The 14,526-nt window shown below is 68.0% G+C and carries 14 protein-coding genes; 8 read left to right on the forward strand and 6 right to left on the reverse strand.

Annotated features, from left to right (window positions below):
* Nucleotides 1–51 precede the first annotated feature (51 nt).
* The 3 genes from hisD to AC3RXY_RS03800 are packed head-to-tail and all read left to right on the forward strand — an operon-like array spanning nucleotide 52 to nucleotide 2,897.
* The gene (hisD, locus tag AC3RXY_RS03790) at nucleotides 52–1,383 is read left to right on the forward strand and encodes a histidinol dehydrogenase (protein WP_491509571.1); all 1,332 of its coding nucleotides are present in this window, start codon (nucleotides 52–54) and stop codon (nucleotides 1,381–1,383) included.
* Nucleotides 1,384–1,393: 10 nt separating this feature from the next.
* Nucleotides 1,394–1,870, forward strand: coding sequence for a transcriptional regulator NrdR (gene nrdR / locus AC3RXY_RS03795; protein ID WP_491509572.1), 477 nt, complete (start codon nucleotides 1,394–1,396; stop codon nucleotides 1,868–1,870).
* Between the two features lie 10 nt (nucleotides 1,871–1,880).
* A complete protein-coding gene (locus AC3RXY_RS03800; protein WP_491509573.1) occupies nucleotides 1,881–2,897 on the forward strand; it encodes a quinone-dependent dihydroorotate dehydrogenase in 1,017 nt (338 codons plus the stop codon).
* A gap of 132 nt (nucleotides 2,898–3,029) precedes the next feature.
* Here AC3RXY_RS03800 and AC3RXY_RS03805 read toward each other — a convergent pair whose 3' ends face one another.
* Nucleotides 3,030–3,593: a DUF3043 domain-containing protein gene (locus AC3RXY_RS03805; RefSeq protein WP_491509574.1), complete on the reverse strand. Its 564-nt coding sequence runs from the start codon at nucleotides 3,591–3,593 to the stop codon at nucleotides 3,030–3,032.
* Nucleotides 3,594–3,660: 67 nt separating this feature from the next.
* Between AC3RXY_RS03805 and AC3RXY_RS03810 the strand changes: the two genes are divergently transcribed.
* The 5 genes from AC3RXY_RS03810 (at nucleotide 3,661) to AC3RXY_RS03830 (ending at nucleotide 8,752) form a co-directional block, all read left to right on the forward strand.
* Entirely contained in the window at nucleotides 3,661–5,076 is a 1,416-nt protein-coding gene (locus AC3RXY_RS03810; protein ID WP_491509575.1) for a dipeptidase, read from the forward strand.
* A 132-nt stretch (nucleotides 5,077–5,208) separates the two neighbouring features.
* Nucleotides 5,209–5,571: an iron-sulfur cluster insertion protein ErpA gene (erpA, locus tag AC3RXY_RS03815; RefSeq protein ID WP_491509576.1), complete on the forward strand. Its 363-nt coding sequence runs from the start codon at nucleotides 5,209–5,211 to the stop codon at nucleotides 5,569–5,571.
* 108 nt (nucleotides 5,572–5,679) lie between these two features.
* Nucleotides 5,680–6,576 carry an aa3-type cytochrome oxidase subunit II gene (gene ctaC, locus AC3RXY_RS03820; protein ID WP_491509577.1) on the forward strand — a complete coding sequence of 299 codons (897 nt, stop codon included), beginning with the start codon at nucleotides 5,680–5,682 and terminating at the stop codon, nucleotides 6,574–6,576.
* A gap of 1 nt (nucleotide 6,577) precedes the next feature.
* Entirely contained in the window at nucleotides 6,578–8,311 is a 1,734-nt protein-coding gene (gene ctaD / locus AC3RXY_RS03825; protein ID WP_491509578.1) for an aa3-type cytochrome oxidase subunit I, read from the forward strand.
* Nucleotides 8,312–8,314: 3 nt separating this feature from the next.
* On the forward strand, nucleotides 8,315–8,752 hold the full coding sequence (locus tag AC3RXY_RS03830) for a cytochrome c oxidase subunit 4 (RefSeq protein WP_491509579.1): 438 nt from the start codon (nucleotides 8,315–8,317) through the stop codon (nucleotides 8,750–8,752).
* Nucleotides 8,753–9,499: 747 nt separating this feature from the next.
* On the opposite strand, the gene AC3RXY_RS03835 is transcribed toward AC3RXY_RS03830, so the two are convergent.
* The 5 genes from AC3RXY_RS03835 to ctaE all read right to left on the reverse strand — a co-directional run bounded on the left by AC3RXY_RS03835 (nucleotide 9,500) and on the right by ctaE (nucleotide 14,345).
* Complete coding sequence (locus tag AC3RXY_RS03835) at nucleotides 9,500–9,928, reverse strand: DUF1801 domain-containing protein (RefSeq protein WP_491509580.1); 429 nt, start codon at nucleotides 9,926–9,928, stop codon at nucleotides 9,500–9,502.
* Between the two features lie 185 nt (nucleotides 9,929–10,113).
* Nucleotides 10,114–11,790: a cytochrome bc1 complex cytochrome b subunit gene (gene qcrB / locus AC3RXY_RS03840; RefSeq protein WP_491509581.1), complete on the reverse strand. Its 1,677-nt coding sequence runs from the start codon at nucleotides 11,788–11,790 to the stop codon at nucleotides 10,114–10,116.
* Nucleotides 11,787–12,863, reverse strand: coding sequence for a cytochrome bc1 complex Rieske iron-sulfur subunit (qcrA, locus tag AC3RXY_RS03845; protein ID WP_491509582.1), 1,077 nt, complete (start codon nucleotides 12,861–12,863; stop codon nucleotides 11,787–11,789). The genes qcrB and qcrA overlap by 4 nt, the downstream gene beginning before the upstream one ends.
* A gap of 35 nt (nucleotides 12,864–12,898) precedes the next feature.
* Entirely contained in the window at nucleotides 12,899–13,699 is an 801-nt protein-coding gene (gene qcrC / locus AC3RXY_RS03850) for a cytochrome bc1 complex diheme cytochrome c subunit (RefSeq protein WP_491509583.1), read from the reverse strand.
* A 19-nt stretch (nucleotides 13,700–13,718) separates the two neighbouring features.
* Nucleotides 13,719–14,345: an aa3-type cytochrome oxidase subunit III gene (gene ctaE, locus AC3RXY_RS03855; protein ID WP_491509584.1), complete on the reverse strand. Its 627-nt coding sequence runs from the start codon at nucleotides 14,343–14,345 to the stop codon at nucleotides 13,719–13,721.
* Nucleotides 14,346–14,526 lie beyond the last annotated feature (181 nt).

Below are 14,526 nucleotides of genomic sequence, written 5' to 3' on the forward strand. Positions count from 1 at the left end.
ACCGACCTGGCCCGATGATCGCTGCCGCATCCGCCCCGGTACGATGGGGGGATGCTTCGCACGATCGACCTGCGTGGTCGCACGCTGTCCGTCGCCGACCTCCTCGCCGCGGTGCCACGCGCGCACGCGGCGCGCAACGAGGCGCTGCAGGCCGCGGAGCGCCTCGTCGATGACGTGCGGGTCGAGGGTGAGGCCGCACTGCGCGAGCAGGCGTCCCGCTTCGACCGCGTCGAGGGGCACGCCGTCCGGGTTCCGCAGGAGCACATCGACGAAGCGCTCGCCGGGCTCGACGACGGCATCCGTCTGGCACTGGAGTCGGCGATCGCCCGGGTTCGTCAGGGGTCTGCCGCGCAGGTGCCCGATGCGCGCACCACCGACATCGGGCCGGGCGCGCGCATCACCCAGCGCTGGCAGCCCGTCGACCGGGTCGGCGTCTACGTGCCGGGCGGCAAGGCCGTCTACCCGTCGAGCGTCGTGATGAACGTCGTGCCGGCCCAGGTCGCCGGCGTGCGCCAGATCGCGCTCGCATCGCCGCCGCAGGCCGATCACGACGGGCGCGTGCACCCCACGATCCTGGCCGCCGCCGGCCTGCTCGGCGTCACGGAGATCTATGCGATGGGCGGTGCCGGAGCGATCGGGGCATTCGCGTGGGGCGTCGACAGCGTGGGGCTCGACCCCGTCGACGTCGTGACTGGACCCGGGAACAACTTCGTCGCAGCGGCGAAGCGCGCGGTCTCCGGGGTCGTCGGGACGGACGCCGAGGCCGGGGCGACCGAGATCCTGGTCGTGGCGGACGATGGCGCCGATCCGCTGCTGGTCGCGGCGGACCTCGTCAGCCAGGCTGAGCACGACGAGCAGGCCTCCGCCGTGCTCGTGACGGACGCGCAGCGCCTGGCAGACGCCGTGGTCGCGGCCGTCGCGGATCGCGCGTCGCGCACGCGCCACACCGACCGCATCCGCGCCGCCCTCGCGGGACCGCAATCGGCTGTTGTTCTCGTCGATGACATCGCCACGGCCGCCGCCTTCAGCAACGCCTACGCACCAGAGCACCTGGAGCTGCACATCGCCGATGCGGCCGCCGAGGCGTCCCGCTTCACCAGCGCAGGAGCGGTCTTCGTGGGGCCCTACACGCCCGTCAGCGTCGGCGACTACCTCGCCGGGTCCAACCACGTCCTTCCCACCGGGGGCCAGGCGCGATACGCAGCCGGACTGGGCGCGTACACGTTCCTGCGTCCGCAGCAGGTGATCGAGTATGACAGGGCGGCGCTGCAGGCGGTCGCCGCCGAGGTGGTCGCCCTCGCGGACGAGGAGGTCCTGCCCGCGCACGGCGAGGCTGTGACGGCGCGCTTCGACGCCGCGCCGGAGTCGAACGGAAGGGCGTAGTCTTACCCCGATGTACTGCCCGTTCTGCCGCCACCCCGATTCCCGTGTGATCGATTCCCGCACGAGTGACGACGGGCTCTCGATCCGCCGCCGTCGGCAGTGCCCCGAATGCGGCGGCCGCTTCTCGACGACCGAGACGGCCAGCCTCAACGTGATCAAGCGCTCGGGCGTCATGGAGCCCTTCAGTCGCGAGAAGGTCATCTCCGGCGTTCGCAAGGCCTGCCAGGGACGCCCGGTGACCGAGGCAGACCTCGCGGTTCTCGCTCAGCGAGTGGAGGAGACGGTGCGCCAGACCGGTGTCTCGCAGATCGACACCAATGAGATCGGTGTGGCGATCCTGGGGCCGCTCCGCGAGCTCGACGAGGTCGCGTATCTGCGTTTCGCGAGCGTCTACCGCGCTTTCGAGTCTCTCGACGACTTCGAGGTCGCGATCGACGAGCTGCGCGCCGACCACGAGCGTGCCGAGAGCAGCCCGTCCGACCGGTAGCCTGGAGCGGATGTATCCGCTCCTCTTCCGCCATGTGCTCGCCCGGATGGATCCGGAGAACGCGCATCACGCCGCGATGGCCGTGATCCGCGTGCTCGGCGTCCGCCCCTTCTCCTGGGTCGCCCGCCGATTCACGCGCCCCGCCCCTGAGCTGCGGACGGAGGCCCTCGGTCTCACGTTCCCCTCGCCGTTCGGCGTGGCTGCGGGTTTCGACAAGAACGTCGTCGGTGTCCGCGGTCTCGCCGCGCTCGGTTTCGGCCATGTGGAGGTGGGTACCCTCACCGCGATCGCGCAGGAGGGCAACCCGCGCCCGCGCCTGTTCCGCCTCATCGCCGATCGCGCGGTGATCAACCGGATGGGCTTCAACAATGCCGGTTCGGACTCGGCCGTGTTGCGGCTGCGCGCTCTTCGCCGCCGCATGCCCGATGCCGTGCTGGGCGTCAACATCGGCAAGAGCCGCGTGGTCGAGGTCGAGGATGCCGCGGCGGACTATGTCCGATCCGCGACACTGCTGGCGCCGTTCGCCGACTATCTGGCCGTCAACGTGTCGTCGCCGAACACACCGGGGTTGCGTGGGCTGCAGGCCGTCGAGACGCTCGCGCCGCTGCTCCGCGACATCGCCGCGGCCGCGGGAACGACGCCGCTGCTGGTGAAGATCGCCCCGGACCTGCCCGACGACGAGGTCACCGCCATCGCGGAGCTCGCGGTGCGCGAAGGCCTGGCGGGGCTCATCGCGACGAACACGACGATCTCCCGCGAGGGACTGGCCACGCCGGCGGCCCAGGTCGAGGCCATGGGTGCCGGTGGCCTCTCCGGTGCGCCGCTGAAGGAACGCTCGCTCGCCGTGCTGCGCCTGGTGCGCGCGGCGGTACCGGACGAATTCTGCGTGATCTCCGTCGGGGGCGTCGAGACCGCCGCCGATGTGCGCGAGCGTCTCGACGCCGGCGCCGATCTGGTCCAGGGATACACCGCGTTCCTCTACCGCGGTCCGCTCTGGGCGCGGCAGATCAATCGCGGCCTCGTCTGAGGCGCAGACGCTCCGTCCCTGCCGTTCGCCCTAAACCGAACTCAGGCACAACGGCGCGCGCGGCCTCCGAACAGCGGTTTGCGGGGCCCGGGCCCGGATTCTGCCTGAGTTGAGGTCGGCGGGCGGCGGGGCCTACGCCGGCCGATCGCCGCGCTTGACCTGCGGCTTCGGCAGGCGCATGAAGCGCATCTGCGACGAACGCATCGCGGCGTACCAGCCCAGGCCCTTCTCCGTGCGCTCCTCGCCGAACTTCGCCCTGGCGGCCTTCTTCACCGAGATGGAGAGGATGACCATGTTGCCGATGACGAACATGATGTAGATCCACAGCCCGACGAACGTCCACGTGGTGATCTGCGCGGGCAGGAACGCCGCGAGGATCACCAGAACCATGAGCGGCATCAGCCACTCGCCCAGGCTCCAGCGGGAGTCGACGTAGTCGCGGACGAAACGCCGCTGCGGACCGCGGTCGCGGACCGGAAGATATTTGTCCTCGCCGTTGGCCATGCCGACACGCGCACGGTCCTGGCGGGCGCGCAGATCGGCTTTGGCCCGTGCTCTGGCCTCCTTGGAGTCCACGACGAGCGGGCGACGGCGGGCGGCCTCGCGCTCGGCGCGCGTCGGGGTCGGGCGTCCCTTGCCGGCGGCGCGGTCCTCGACGCTGTCGTCGGCGGACTCGGTGGCGGGGGATTCGGCCACGGCGGGGCTCCTTCTGATGGCGGCACCGCACGGGTCGCGGTGAGGTGATCGCCTTAAGATTACCCGTATGACCTCTCCCGCTCCCTCCGTGACCGCTTCTGCCGACCGCGAGGCCGCCGTGACCGAGGCCGTGAGCCTCGGGGTTCCGCGTGCTCTCGCGGATCTCGGCGACCTGGTGCGCATTCCGGGCATCGCCTGGCCGGCCTTCGACCAGGACCAGCTCGGACGCAGCGCCGCCGCCGTCGCGGCCCTGGCGGAGGACACCGGCGTGTTCGACGCCGTGAGCGTGCAGCGGGCAGCGATCCCCGGCACCGATGAGCTCGGCCAGCCGGCTGTGCTTGCCACGCGGGCGGCGCGCAACGGCCGCCCGACGATCCTGCTCTACGCGCACCACGATGTGCAGCCGCCCGGCGATGACGCGCTCTGGGGGACGCCTCCCTTCGAGCCGACGGTTCGCGACGGGCGTCTGTACGGGCGTGGGGCTGCGGACGACAAGGCCGGAGTCATGGCGCACATCGGCGCGCTGCGCGCCGTCGCCGAGGCCGTCGGCGACGATCTGGACCTCGGCATCGCTCTCTTCGTCGAGGGGGAGGAGGAGTACGGCTCCCGCTCGTTCGGGCAGTTCCTCCGGGACAATGCCGAAGCCCTGCGGGCCGACGCGATCGTGGTCGCGGACTCCGGCAACTGGGACTCCAGCACCCCGGGCCTGACTGTGTCGCTGCGCGGTTTCGTCAGCGTGACGCTGCGCGTGCGCACCCTCGATCACGCATCGCACTCCGGCATGTTCGGGGGAGCGGTCCCCGATGCGATGATGGCGACCATCCGCCTGCTCGACACCCTGTGGGACGACAACGGCGCCGTGGCCGTCGCCGGGCTCACGCGGCGCACCGCCGACACGCCCGCGTACACCGAGGACACCCTGCGCTCCGAGGCCGGCCTGTTGCCCGGTGTCTCTCCCATCGGCGACGGCACGATCCTGGATCGGATCTGGAATCAGCCCGCGATCACGGTCACCGGCATGGATGCCACGCGCGTCGAGGCGGCCTCCAACACGCTCGCGCCCACGATGGACGTGGTGCTGAGCGTTCGCGTCGCCCCCGGGCAGGCCCCGGCCGACGCGTACACGGCGCTCGAGGAGCACCTGCGCGCGCACACGCCGTTCGGCGCGGAGATCTCCCTGCACGACGTCGACCTCGGCAAGAGCTTCCTCGTCGACGACTCCGGCTGGGCGGTGGGTCTTGCCCGTCGGGCGATGGCAGACGGCTACGGGGTCGCTCCCGTCGACCTGGGCGTCGGGGGCTCGATCCCGTTCATCGCTGAGCTGGTCGAGGAGTTCCCGGAGGCGCAGATCCTCGTGACCGGGGTGGAAGACCCCCACTCCCGGGCGCACAGCCCGAACGAGTCATTGCACCTGGAGACCTTCCGCCATGCGACCCTCACCGAGGCGCTGCTGCTGACGCGGATGAACGAGATCGTTCTGTGACCTCCCGGGCAGGGGCCGGATGTCGCGACATCGATCTCCCGCCCGCCGACACCGGGCGCCAGGGCGACGGTAGAATCGGAGTGGGTCCGACGCATCCACGCGCCCGCATCCGCCCACCCATGGAGGACTGACATGACCAGCACTGCGAACCCGGTCGAGACCACCCCCGCCCACGGCGTCTCCCTCACGGAGGCCGCCGCCGCCAAGGTCAGGAGCCTGCTCGAGCAGGAGGGCCGCGACGACCTGCGGCTGCGCGTCGCCGTGCAGCCCGGCGGATGTTCCGGCCTGATCTACCAGCTCTACTTCGACGAGCGCTTCCTCGAGGGCGACGAGACGGTCGACTTCGACGGCGTCGAGGTCATCGTCGACAACATGAGCGTCCCGTATCTGGACGGGGCGGCGATCGACTTCAAGGACACGATCTCCGAGCAGGGGTTCACGATCGACAACCCCAACGCCCAGGGCTCCTGCGCCTGTGGTGACAGCTTCCACTGACGTTTCGCTGACCCGAACCTATGACCCGCCTGGACGGATGTCATGAATCGGGTGTGAGAGTCCCCTAGACTGGACCCCAGGTTCCGTTCACGATCTGAAAGGTGCATCGTGCCTTCGAAACGCCGCCTTCGCTGGTCCGCCATCCCCCTCGGGATCGGCGCAGCCATGGCTCTAGCCGGGTGCACTCCGACCGAGTTGCACGGCTACCTGCCCGGATTCGTCGAGGACGGCACGCCCGTGACGAACCACACCGAGCGCATCGCCGGAATGTGGGTGAACTCGTGGATCGTGCTCCTGGTGATCGGCCTGATCACCTGGGGCCTGATGGGCTGGGCGGCAGTCGCCTACCGCCGTCGCAAGGGCCAGACCGGCCTGCCGGTGCAGATGCGCTACAACATGCCGATCGAGATCTTCTACACGATCGTGCCGTTCATCTTCATCGTCGGCATGTTCGCCTTCACGGCGCGCGACCAGGCGATCATCGAGACGCAGTACGAGGACCCCGACGTCAACGTCGTCGCGATCGCGAAGCAGTGGGCGTGGGACTTCCAGTACAACGGCGACCAGGAGGACGGCTCGGACGCCGTCTGGACCATGGGCATCCAGGCGCAGCCGGACAAGGACGGCAACATCGACCAGGAGCAGCTGCCGACGCTGGTGCTCCCGGTCGACAAGGAGGTCCGGATCGACCTCCGGTCGCGCGATGTCATCCACTCCTTCTGGATCATCGACTTCCTCTACAAGAAGGACATGTTCATCGGCAAGGACAACTCGATGTCCTTCATCCCGACCCGCGAGGGCGAGTACGCCGGCAAGTGCGCCGAGCTCTGCGGCGAGTACCACTCGATGATGCTCTTCAACGTCAAGGTGGTCAGCGAGGCGGAGTACGAGGACTACCTCGACACGCTGCGCGAGTCGGGCAACACCGGCGACATCACCGACGCATACGACCGACTGCACAACTACCCCGGAACCGGGGCGAGCAACAACGAGGAAGGTGAGTGACATGACGACGACCCTTCCCGGGCAGACGGACGCGCCCAGCGCGCGCTCGACCGTGCTGCCTGCGCGACAGGCGGCGCTGATGAGCTCCTCTCGCGTGGAGCAGAAGGGCAACATCCTGGTCAAGTGGATCACGTCCACGGACCACAAGACGATCGGGTACATGTACCTCATCGCCTCGGTGATGTTCTTCCTGCTCGGCGGCGTGATGGCGCTGATCATCCGGGCGGAGCTGTTCGCGCCGGGCATGCAGCTGATCCCCACCAAGGAGCAGTACAACCAGCTGTTCACCATGCACGGCACGATCATGCTGCTGATGTTCGCGACCCCGCTCTTCGCGGGCTTCGCCAACGCGCTGCTGCCGCTGCAGATCGGTGCCCCGGATGTGGCGTTCCCGCGTCTGAACGCCTTCGCGTTCTGGCTGTTCCTCTTCGGGTCGATCATCGCGATCTCCGGCTTCCTCACCCCGCAGGGCGCCGCGTCGTTCGGCTGGTTCGCATATCAGCCACTCGCGAACGCGACCTTCTCGCCGGGCGCCGGCGGAAACCTGTGGATGCTCGGCCTCGGCATGAGCGGTTTCGGAACCATTCTCGGTGCCGTCAACTTCATCACCACCATCATCACGATGCGCGCACCGGGCATGACCATGTGGCGGATGCCGATCTTCAGCTGGAACACGCTGATCACGAGCCTGCTGATCATCATGGTGTTCCCGGTTCTCGCGGCGGCGATCCTCGCGGCAGCGGCCGACCGCGTGCTCGGTTCCCACATCTACGACCCGGCCAACGGCGGCGTGCTCCTCTGGCAGCACCTGTTCTGGTTCTTCGGTCACCCTGAGGTCTACATCATCGCGCTGCCCTTCTTCGGCATCGTGTCGGAGATCTTCCCGGTGTTCAGCCGGAAGCCGATCTTCGGTTACAAGACCCTCGTCTACGCGACCATCTCGATCGCGGCCCTGTCTGTCGCCGTGTGGGCCCACCACATGTACGTCACCGGCTCGGTGCTGCTGCCGTTCTTCGCGCTGATGACGATGCTCATCGCTGTTCCGACGGGTGTGAAGATCTTCAACTGGATCGGAACCATGTGGCGCGGCTCGATCACCTTCGAGACCCCGATGGTCTTCGCGCTGGGCTTCCTGGTGTCGTTCGTCTTCGGTGGTCTGACCGGTGTCATTCTCGCGTCGCCGCCGCTGGACTTCCACCTCAGCGACTCGTACTTCGTGGTCGCCCACTTCCACTACGTGGTGTTCGGCACGGTCGTGTTCGCGATGTTCGCCGGGTTCTACTTCTGGTGGCCCAAGTGGACGGGCCGGATGCTCAACGAGCGTCTCGGGATGATCCACTTCTGGATCCTGTTCATCGGCTTCCACATGACCTTCCTCGTGCAGCACTGGCTGGGTGTGGACGGCATGCCGCGTCGTTACGCGGACTACTCGGCGGCCGACAACTGGACCTGGGGCAACCAGCTCTCCACCGTCGGTGCGGTCCTGCTGGGTCTGTCGATGCTGCCGTTCTTCCTGAACGTCTGGATCACGGCCCGCAAGGCGCCGAAGGTGACGGTGAACGACCCGTGGGGCTACGGAGGGTCGCTCGAGTGGGCCACCTCGTGCCCGCCCCCGCGTCACAACTTCACCTCGATCCCGCGCATCCGTAGTGAGCGCCCGGCGTTCGACCTGAACCACCCCGAGGCAGCCGAGAGCCACGAGGCTCCCGTGAAGACAGAAGGAGAGGCGAAGTAAGCGATGCGCTCCAATATCGCGATCTGGTGGATCCTCACCGCCTTCTTCCTGCTCATGGCGGTGGTGTACACGGCGTGGAACATCATCGCGCACCCTGACCGTCCGCTGCTGACGGCGATCGAGTGGGTCGGCACGGTCGCGCTCCTCCTGTCCGCGGCCATGGGAGCCTTCATCAGCTTCTATCTCCAGAAGCTCTACAAGTCCCAGCAGGGCGTGGAGCTGCCGGAGGACACCCTCACCGCCGACATCGACGACGGCGACCCGGAGCTGGGCGAGTTCAGCCCCTGGTCATGGTGGCCGCTGGTTCTCGCGTTCTCCGCGAGCCTGTTCATCATCGGCCTGGCCGTCGGCCAGTTCCTGCTTCCGATCGGCATCGCGGTGTTCCTCGTCGCGATCGTCGGCTGGGTCTACGAGTACTACCGCGGGAACTTCGCCCGCTGATCCTCCGCACAGAGGGCCCGCACCCGAAAGGGCGCGGGCCCTCTGTCGTGGGTGGAAGCTGTGGTGCGCGCCGCGGATGTCGGACGCCACCAAGGCCGGTGTCCGGGACATCGCGGGTCTGCAGCGCGCGGCCGGATCCGGCTGACGCTCTCAGCGTGATCTGAGACCGGTTTGTCACGGCGAGCGGGGCCCCCCGGGTTTCGCCGGAGCGGCGTGCCGGTCTATTCGGGACGGCCCGTGTCGACGGTGCCGCCACATGGCGGATGCGGGACCACCCGTCCCCGGAGACGTGGAACGTCGAGCGTCGGCACTCGCTCCGTGTGCCGACCGGGCGCGGTGCTCGTCTGCGAGGTGTCCGCTCGACCGGACGGACGCACGGGGGTGCTCGATGAGACGCGACCTCTTGTGCAGTCGTCGCCCTCGACATCGGCGAGGCGGCGATGAGCGTGCCGCTGGCGAGGGGCGGTGCTGCGATCACACGGAACACGGGGCGTGGGTGATGCCGCCGACGCAGCGGAAAGGGCCTCCGCGGTCTTGACCCGTGGCGACCTCGCGTCGGGCGCCGTCTCACCGTTCCCTCCCCGAACGAGGAGGAAGCATGAGGCGCCGGCGTCTCCCTCTCCTCCGTCATGCAGGAGCGAGGAGTGTCCCCGGCATCATGGCGGGTTCACACGGTGGTCGCGACATCCCACGGCGGGGGAGGGCGGGTCGCCGAGCGGGCCGATCGGGGCGCCCTGGAGGACGCCGTCAGTCCTGCGGCCATCGAGACCGGTTCTCGGCCAGGGAACGCCGCAGAAGCTCTCTGAGGGCTTCCTGATCGACCCGGGCGAGCCGGGTGAGGTACAGACACGCCTTGCTGGCGCGATGCGGGCCCAGCGTCACGAGCAGATCGGGCCACTGTTCGGCGAATCCCTCGGTCAGATAGATCGTGTGGCGGGCCGCGCCGGTGGCGAACGCGAGCTCTGGTGCGCGTCCGCCGCGGCCGCTCTCGTAGCGGTAGCGGTAGGTGCCGAACCCCACAATGCGTCCTGCCCAGATCACCGGTTCGGCGCCGCTGATCGCGCGGTGCATCGCGATCAGCTCGTCCGCCTCCTCGCGCCGGGGACCGCTCACGCGAGCGAGCACCTCGTCGACGGACAGGTCCGACGGGGACATCGCGGGCTCCGTCGCGGCCATGGGCATCCTCTGCTTCCGGGGCGGTGGGGGAGAGCGGGGCTGAGAAGCGGCGCGGATCAGCGCCGACCTGCTGAGATCCTACGGAACCCGCGAACCAACGACCAGGGCCGAATCAACGACCAGGGCCCCGTCCGCCGAAGCGGACGGGGCCCTGGTCGAGAGCCACGGCTCAGTGCTTACACGGCTCAGTGCTTGTCTGAGCCCTCGACTTCGCCGTGCTCCTCGCCGTGGTCGACTCCGTGAGCGCTGTGCGCGTCGGCGGCGTCGATGTCGGTCTGGGTGAGCGGCACGAGGCGGTCCTCGAAGAACCAGCGCGACAGGGCAGAGCGCACGTTCTGCGTCCACGGGATGCGACCGTTGTCGTTCGGACGCACCACGAGGGGCTCGTAGGTCTCGTAGTCGATGAGCTTCCAGCGGTCGTACACGTCGACCGGCTGGTGCACCTCGATGAACTCGCCACCGGGGAGACGCACGATCCGACCGGACTCGTAGCCGTGCAGCACGACCTCGCGGTCCTTCTTCTGCAGACCGAGCGCGATGCGCTTGGTCACGAAGTAAGCGAGCACGGGACCGACGAAGAGCAGCGCCTGGAGCGCGTGGATCACACCCTCCATCGTGAGGTGGAAGTGTGTCGCGATCAGGTCGGACGACGCGGCAGCCCACAGCACGGCGTAGAACGTCATGCCGGCAACGCCGATGGCGGTGCGGGTCGCGGCGTTGCGCGGGCGCTGAGCGATGTGGTGCTCGCGCTTGTCGCCGGTGATCCACGACTCCAGGAACGGGTAGATCGCGATGGCGACGATGAACAGACCGAGCACCATCACCGGGATCAGGATCCCGAGGGACAGCGTGTGGTTGAAGATCACGAAGTCCAGGTTCGGCGGAGCCAGGCGCAGCGCACCGTCGGCGAAGCCGATGTACCAGTCCGGCTGCGTTCCGGCCGACACGGGCGACGGGTCGTACGGACCGTAGTTCCAGATCGGGTTGATCTGGAAGAAGGTCGCGATCAGCACGATCACACCGAAGGTGATGAACAGGAAGCCGCCCATCTTCGACATGTACACCGGCATCATCGGGTAGCCGACGACGTTCTCGTTCGTACGGCCGGGGCCGGCGAACTGGGTGTGCTTGTTGATGATCATCAGCATGAGGTGGATCGCGACGAACGCGACCACCAGGGCGGGCAGCAGCAGGATGTGCAGCGTGTACAGCCGGCCGACGATGTCGACGCCGGGGAACTCCCCGCCGAAGAGCAGGAACGACGTCCAGGTGCCGATCAGCGGGAGGCCCTTGACCATGCCGTCGATGATGCGCAGACCGTTGCCGGAGAGCAGGTCGTCCGGCAGCGAGTAGCCGGTGAAGCCCTCCGCCATCGCCAGTACGAACAGCACGAAGCCGATCACCCAGTTGAGCTCGCGCGGCTTGCGGAAGGCGCCGGTGAAGAACACGCGGAGCATGTGCACGACGATGCCGGCGACGAACACCAGAGCGGACCAGTGATGGATCTGACGCACCAGGAGGCCGCCACGGACGTCGAAGGAGATCCGCAGGGTCGACTCCATCGCGGCCGACATCGGGATCCCGACCATCGGCTCATAGGCGCCGGTGTAGTGGGTCTCGACCATCGAGGCCTGGAAGAAGAAGGTCAGGAAGGTTCCCGAGATCAGGACGACGACGAAGGCCCAGAGGGCGATCTCGCCGAGCATGAACGACCAGTGGTCGGGGAAGATCTTCCGTCCGAGCTCCTTGATCAGCCCAGAGATGCTGGTGCGCTCGTCGATGTAGTTCGCTGTCGCGCCGACGAAGCGCCCGCCGAGGGGCTTGTCGTTCTTCGTCGCCTTTTGGGCGGTTGCGGTACTCAATGGCGCTCCCAGAAGCTCGGGCCGACGGGTTCGGTGAAGTCGCTCTGCGCGACGAGGTAGCCCTCGTCGTCGACGGTGATCGGCAGCTGCGGCAGCGGCCGAGCGGCCGGGCCGAAGATGACGGCGGCGCCATTGGCCACGTCGAACTGCGACTGGTGGCACGGGCACAGCAGGTGGTGGGTCTGCTGCTCGTACAGCGCCACAGGGCAGCCGACGTGCGTGCAGACCTTCGAGTACGCCACGATGCCGTCGTACGTCCAGTCGAGCTTGTTCGTCGCCGGGTCGAGCTGCTCCGGGCGCAGGCGCATGAGCAGGACGATGGCCTTGGCCTTCTCGTTGAGGAAGCCGTCGTCGTGGCCGAGGTCGTGGAGGTTCTCCGGGATGACCTGGAAGGCCGAGCCGATGGTGACGTCAGCGGCGCGGATGGGGGTCCCCTCCGGGTCGCGGGCCAGTCGAGTGCCGGTCTCCCACATGGTCCGCTCGAGCAGCGCCACCGGGTTGCCGGCGATCGGGTTCTCGGGCGAGTTGAAGGGCGCCAGGCCGCGGAACAGCGTCACGCCGGGGACGATCGAGGCGACCAGGGCGGCGAAGAGCGAGTTGCGGATCATCTTGCGACGACCGAAACCGGACTCCTCGTTCGCGTCTGCGAACACCTTGATGGCGCCCTCACGCGTCGGCTCGGCACCACGGGTGGGGTGGCGCAGCTCGACGTGCTCCTTGTCCGACATCAGCGTCTTCGACCAGTGGATCGCGCCGAGGCCCAGCGAGAGCAGGGCGAGGCCGATGCCGAGGCCGATGAACATGTTGTTGTAGCGGATGTCGATGAGACGACCGCTCTCGATGGGGAAGAGCATGTAGGCGGCGACCGCCCAGATGCTTCCGGCCAGCGAGAGGTAGAACAGCGTGTAGACAGTGCGGGCCGCGGCCTTCTCCGCGCGGGGATCCTTGTCCGTCATCCGCTCGCGGTGCGGCGGCAGGCCCGGGTTCTGCACGGGATCGCTGACTGCGACGGCCAGCCCGGAATCAGGCTGATAGGCCCTGTCGAGAGCCTGCGAGTCGTCGTCGTGTGCCATGGTGCTCCTCGTACGTTCCTCTTCGATAAAAAGCGTCAGTTGGACTTCGCGGTGATCCACACCGTGATGGCGACGAGAGCGCCGATGCCGAAGATCCACACGAACAGACCCTCGGAGACCGGTCCGAGCGAGCCGAGCGTCATGCCGCCGACCTGGGTGGCCTCCTGCTGGTAGAGCAGAGCGGAGATGATGTCGCGCTTGTCCTCGGGGGAGAGGTTCATGTCGCCGAAGACCGGCATGTTCTGGGGGCCGGTGGCCATGGCGGCGTAGATGTGCAGCGCGCTGGTCTCCATCAGGCCGGGGGCCCACTTGCCCTCCGTGAGGGCGCCACCCGCTCCGGCGACGTTGTGGCACATCGCGCAGTTGATGCGGAACAGCTCAGCACCGCGGGCGACATCGCCGCCTCCGTCGATGTAGTGCTCTGCCGGGTACATCGGTCCGGGCGCGACGGACTGCACCCAGGCCGCGATCGACAGGATCTGCTCCTGCGTGAACTGCGCGGGCTTCTGGGGAGCCTGGGGCCCCTGGGCCTGCAGCGGCATCCGGCCGGTGGTCATCTGGAACTCCACCGCGAGCTCGCCGACGCCGAAGAGGCTCGGTCCGTTCGGCGTGCCCTGCATGTCGAGGCCGTGGCAGGTGGCGCAGTTCGCCTGGAACAGCTTCTCGCCCTCTTCCGCGGAGACCTGCGCGGTCACAGCGGACTGGTCGGTCGCTCCGAAGGCGGCCGCCGCACCGGCGTACACGCCACCGGTGATCAGCAGACCGACGCCGATGAGCGCGGCGGCGGCCAGGGGGCTGCGGCGTCCGTTCGAACGGCGCTTCTTCTCTCGTGCCATGTCGGGATCAGCTCCGGTCTTATTTCAGGAAGTAGATGACGGCGAACAGCACGATCCAGACGACGTCGACGAAGTGCCAGTAGTAGGACACCACGATCGAGGAGGTCGCCTCCTTGTGCGTGAAGTTCTTGACCGCGTACGCCCGCCCGATGACCAGGAGGAAGGCGATGAGGCCGCCGGTGACGTGGAGGGCGTGGAAGCCCGTGGTCACATAGAAGGCCGACGCGTAGGAGTCCGCGGTGATGGGCATGCCCTCGGCGACGAGCTGGGCGTATTCCCAGACCTGCCCGGAGACGAAGATCGCGCCGAGCGCGAAGCTCAGCCAGAACCACTCGACCATGCCCCAGCCGAGCATGCCGCGCTGCTTCTTCGAGTACGGCTGCATCCGCTCAGCGGCGAAGACGCCCATCTGGCAGGTCACGGAGGACAGCACCAGGATGATCGTGTTGATCGTCGCGAACGGCACGTTCAGCAGCTCGGTGCGCTCCGCCCACAGTTCGGGGGAGGTGCTTCGGAGGGTGAAGTAGATCGCGAAGAGACCCGCGAAGAACATCACCTCGCTGCCGAGCCAGACGATGGTTCCGACGGAGACCGGGTTGGGCCTCTTGATGGTTCTCGCCGCGGGGGCATACGTCGCTGAGGTCATCACTCCTCCATTATGGCTGATTTCGGGACCGGATCACGCCCACGACGAACCCCATGTGCCAGGGCGAGCACTTAGTAGAACCTAAGAGCTGGCCGTGAATCCCCTGGGGAAACCCAAAGGAACAGCGATGCCCGAGCCGTGTGCGCGTGGTTTCGGTGTCCGTCGTCCGGCGTGTCGCGTC

This window comes from Microbacterium longlingense (assembly GCF_058349825.2).

Excerpts from the sequence above, each read along its gene's own strand:
- hisD (WP_491509571.1), top strand. The coding sequence starts at position 52 with ATGCTTCGCACGATCGACCTGCGTGGTCGCACGCTGTCCGTCGCCGAC.
- nrdR (WP_491509572.1), top strand. The coding sequence starts at position 1,394 with ATGTACTGCCCGTTCTGCCGCCACCCCGATTCCCGTGTGATCGATTCC.
- AC3RXY_RS03800 (WP_491509573.1), top strand. The coding sequence starts at position 1,881 with ATGTATCCGCTCCTCTTCCGCCATGTGCTCGCCCGGATGGATCCGGAG.
- AC3RXY_RS03810 (WP_491509575.1), top strand. The coding sequence starts at position 3,661 with ATGACCTCTCCCGCTCCCTCCGTGACCGCTTCTGCCGACCGCGAGGCC.
- erpA (WP_491509576.1), top strand. The coding sequence starts at position 5,209 with ATGACCAGCACTGCGAACCCGGTCGAGACCACCCCCGCCCACGGCGTC.
- ctaD (WP_491509578.1), top strand. The coding sequence starts at position 6,578 with ATGACGACGACCCTTCCCGGGCAGACGGACGCGCCCAGCGCGCGCTCG.
- AC3RXY_RS03830 (WP_491509579.1), top strand. The coding sequence starts at position 8,315 with ATGCGCTCCAATATCGCGATCTGGTGGATCCTCACCGCCTTCTTCCTG.
- AC3RXY_RS03835 (WP_491509580.1), bottom strand. The coding sequence starts at position 9,928 with ATGGCCGCGACGGAGCCCGCGATGTCCCCGTCGGACCTGTCCGTCGAC.
- qcrA (WP_491509582.1), bottom strand. The coding sequence starts at position 12,863 with ATGGCACACGACGACGACTCGCAGGCTCTCGACAGGGCCTATCAGCCT.
- qcrC (WP_491509583.1), bottom strand. The coding sequence starts at position 13,699 with ATGGCACGAGAGAAGAAGCGCCGTTCGAACGGACGCCGCAGCCCCCTG.
- ctaE (WP_491509584.1), bottom strand. The coding sequence starts at position 14,345 with ATGACCTCAGCGACGTATGCCCCCGCGGCGAGAACCATCAAGAGGCCC.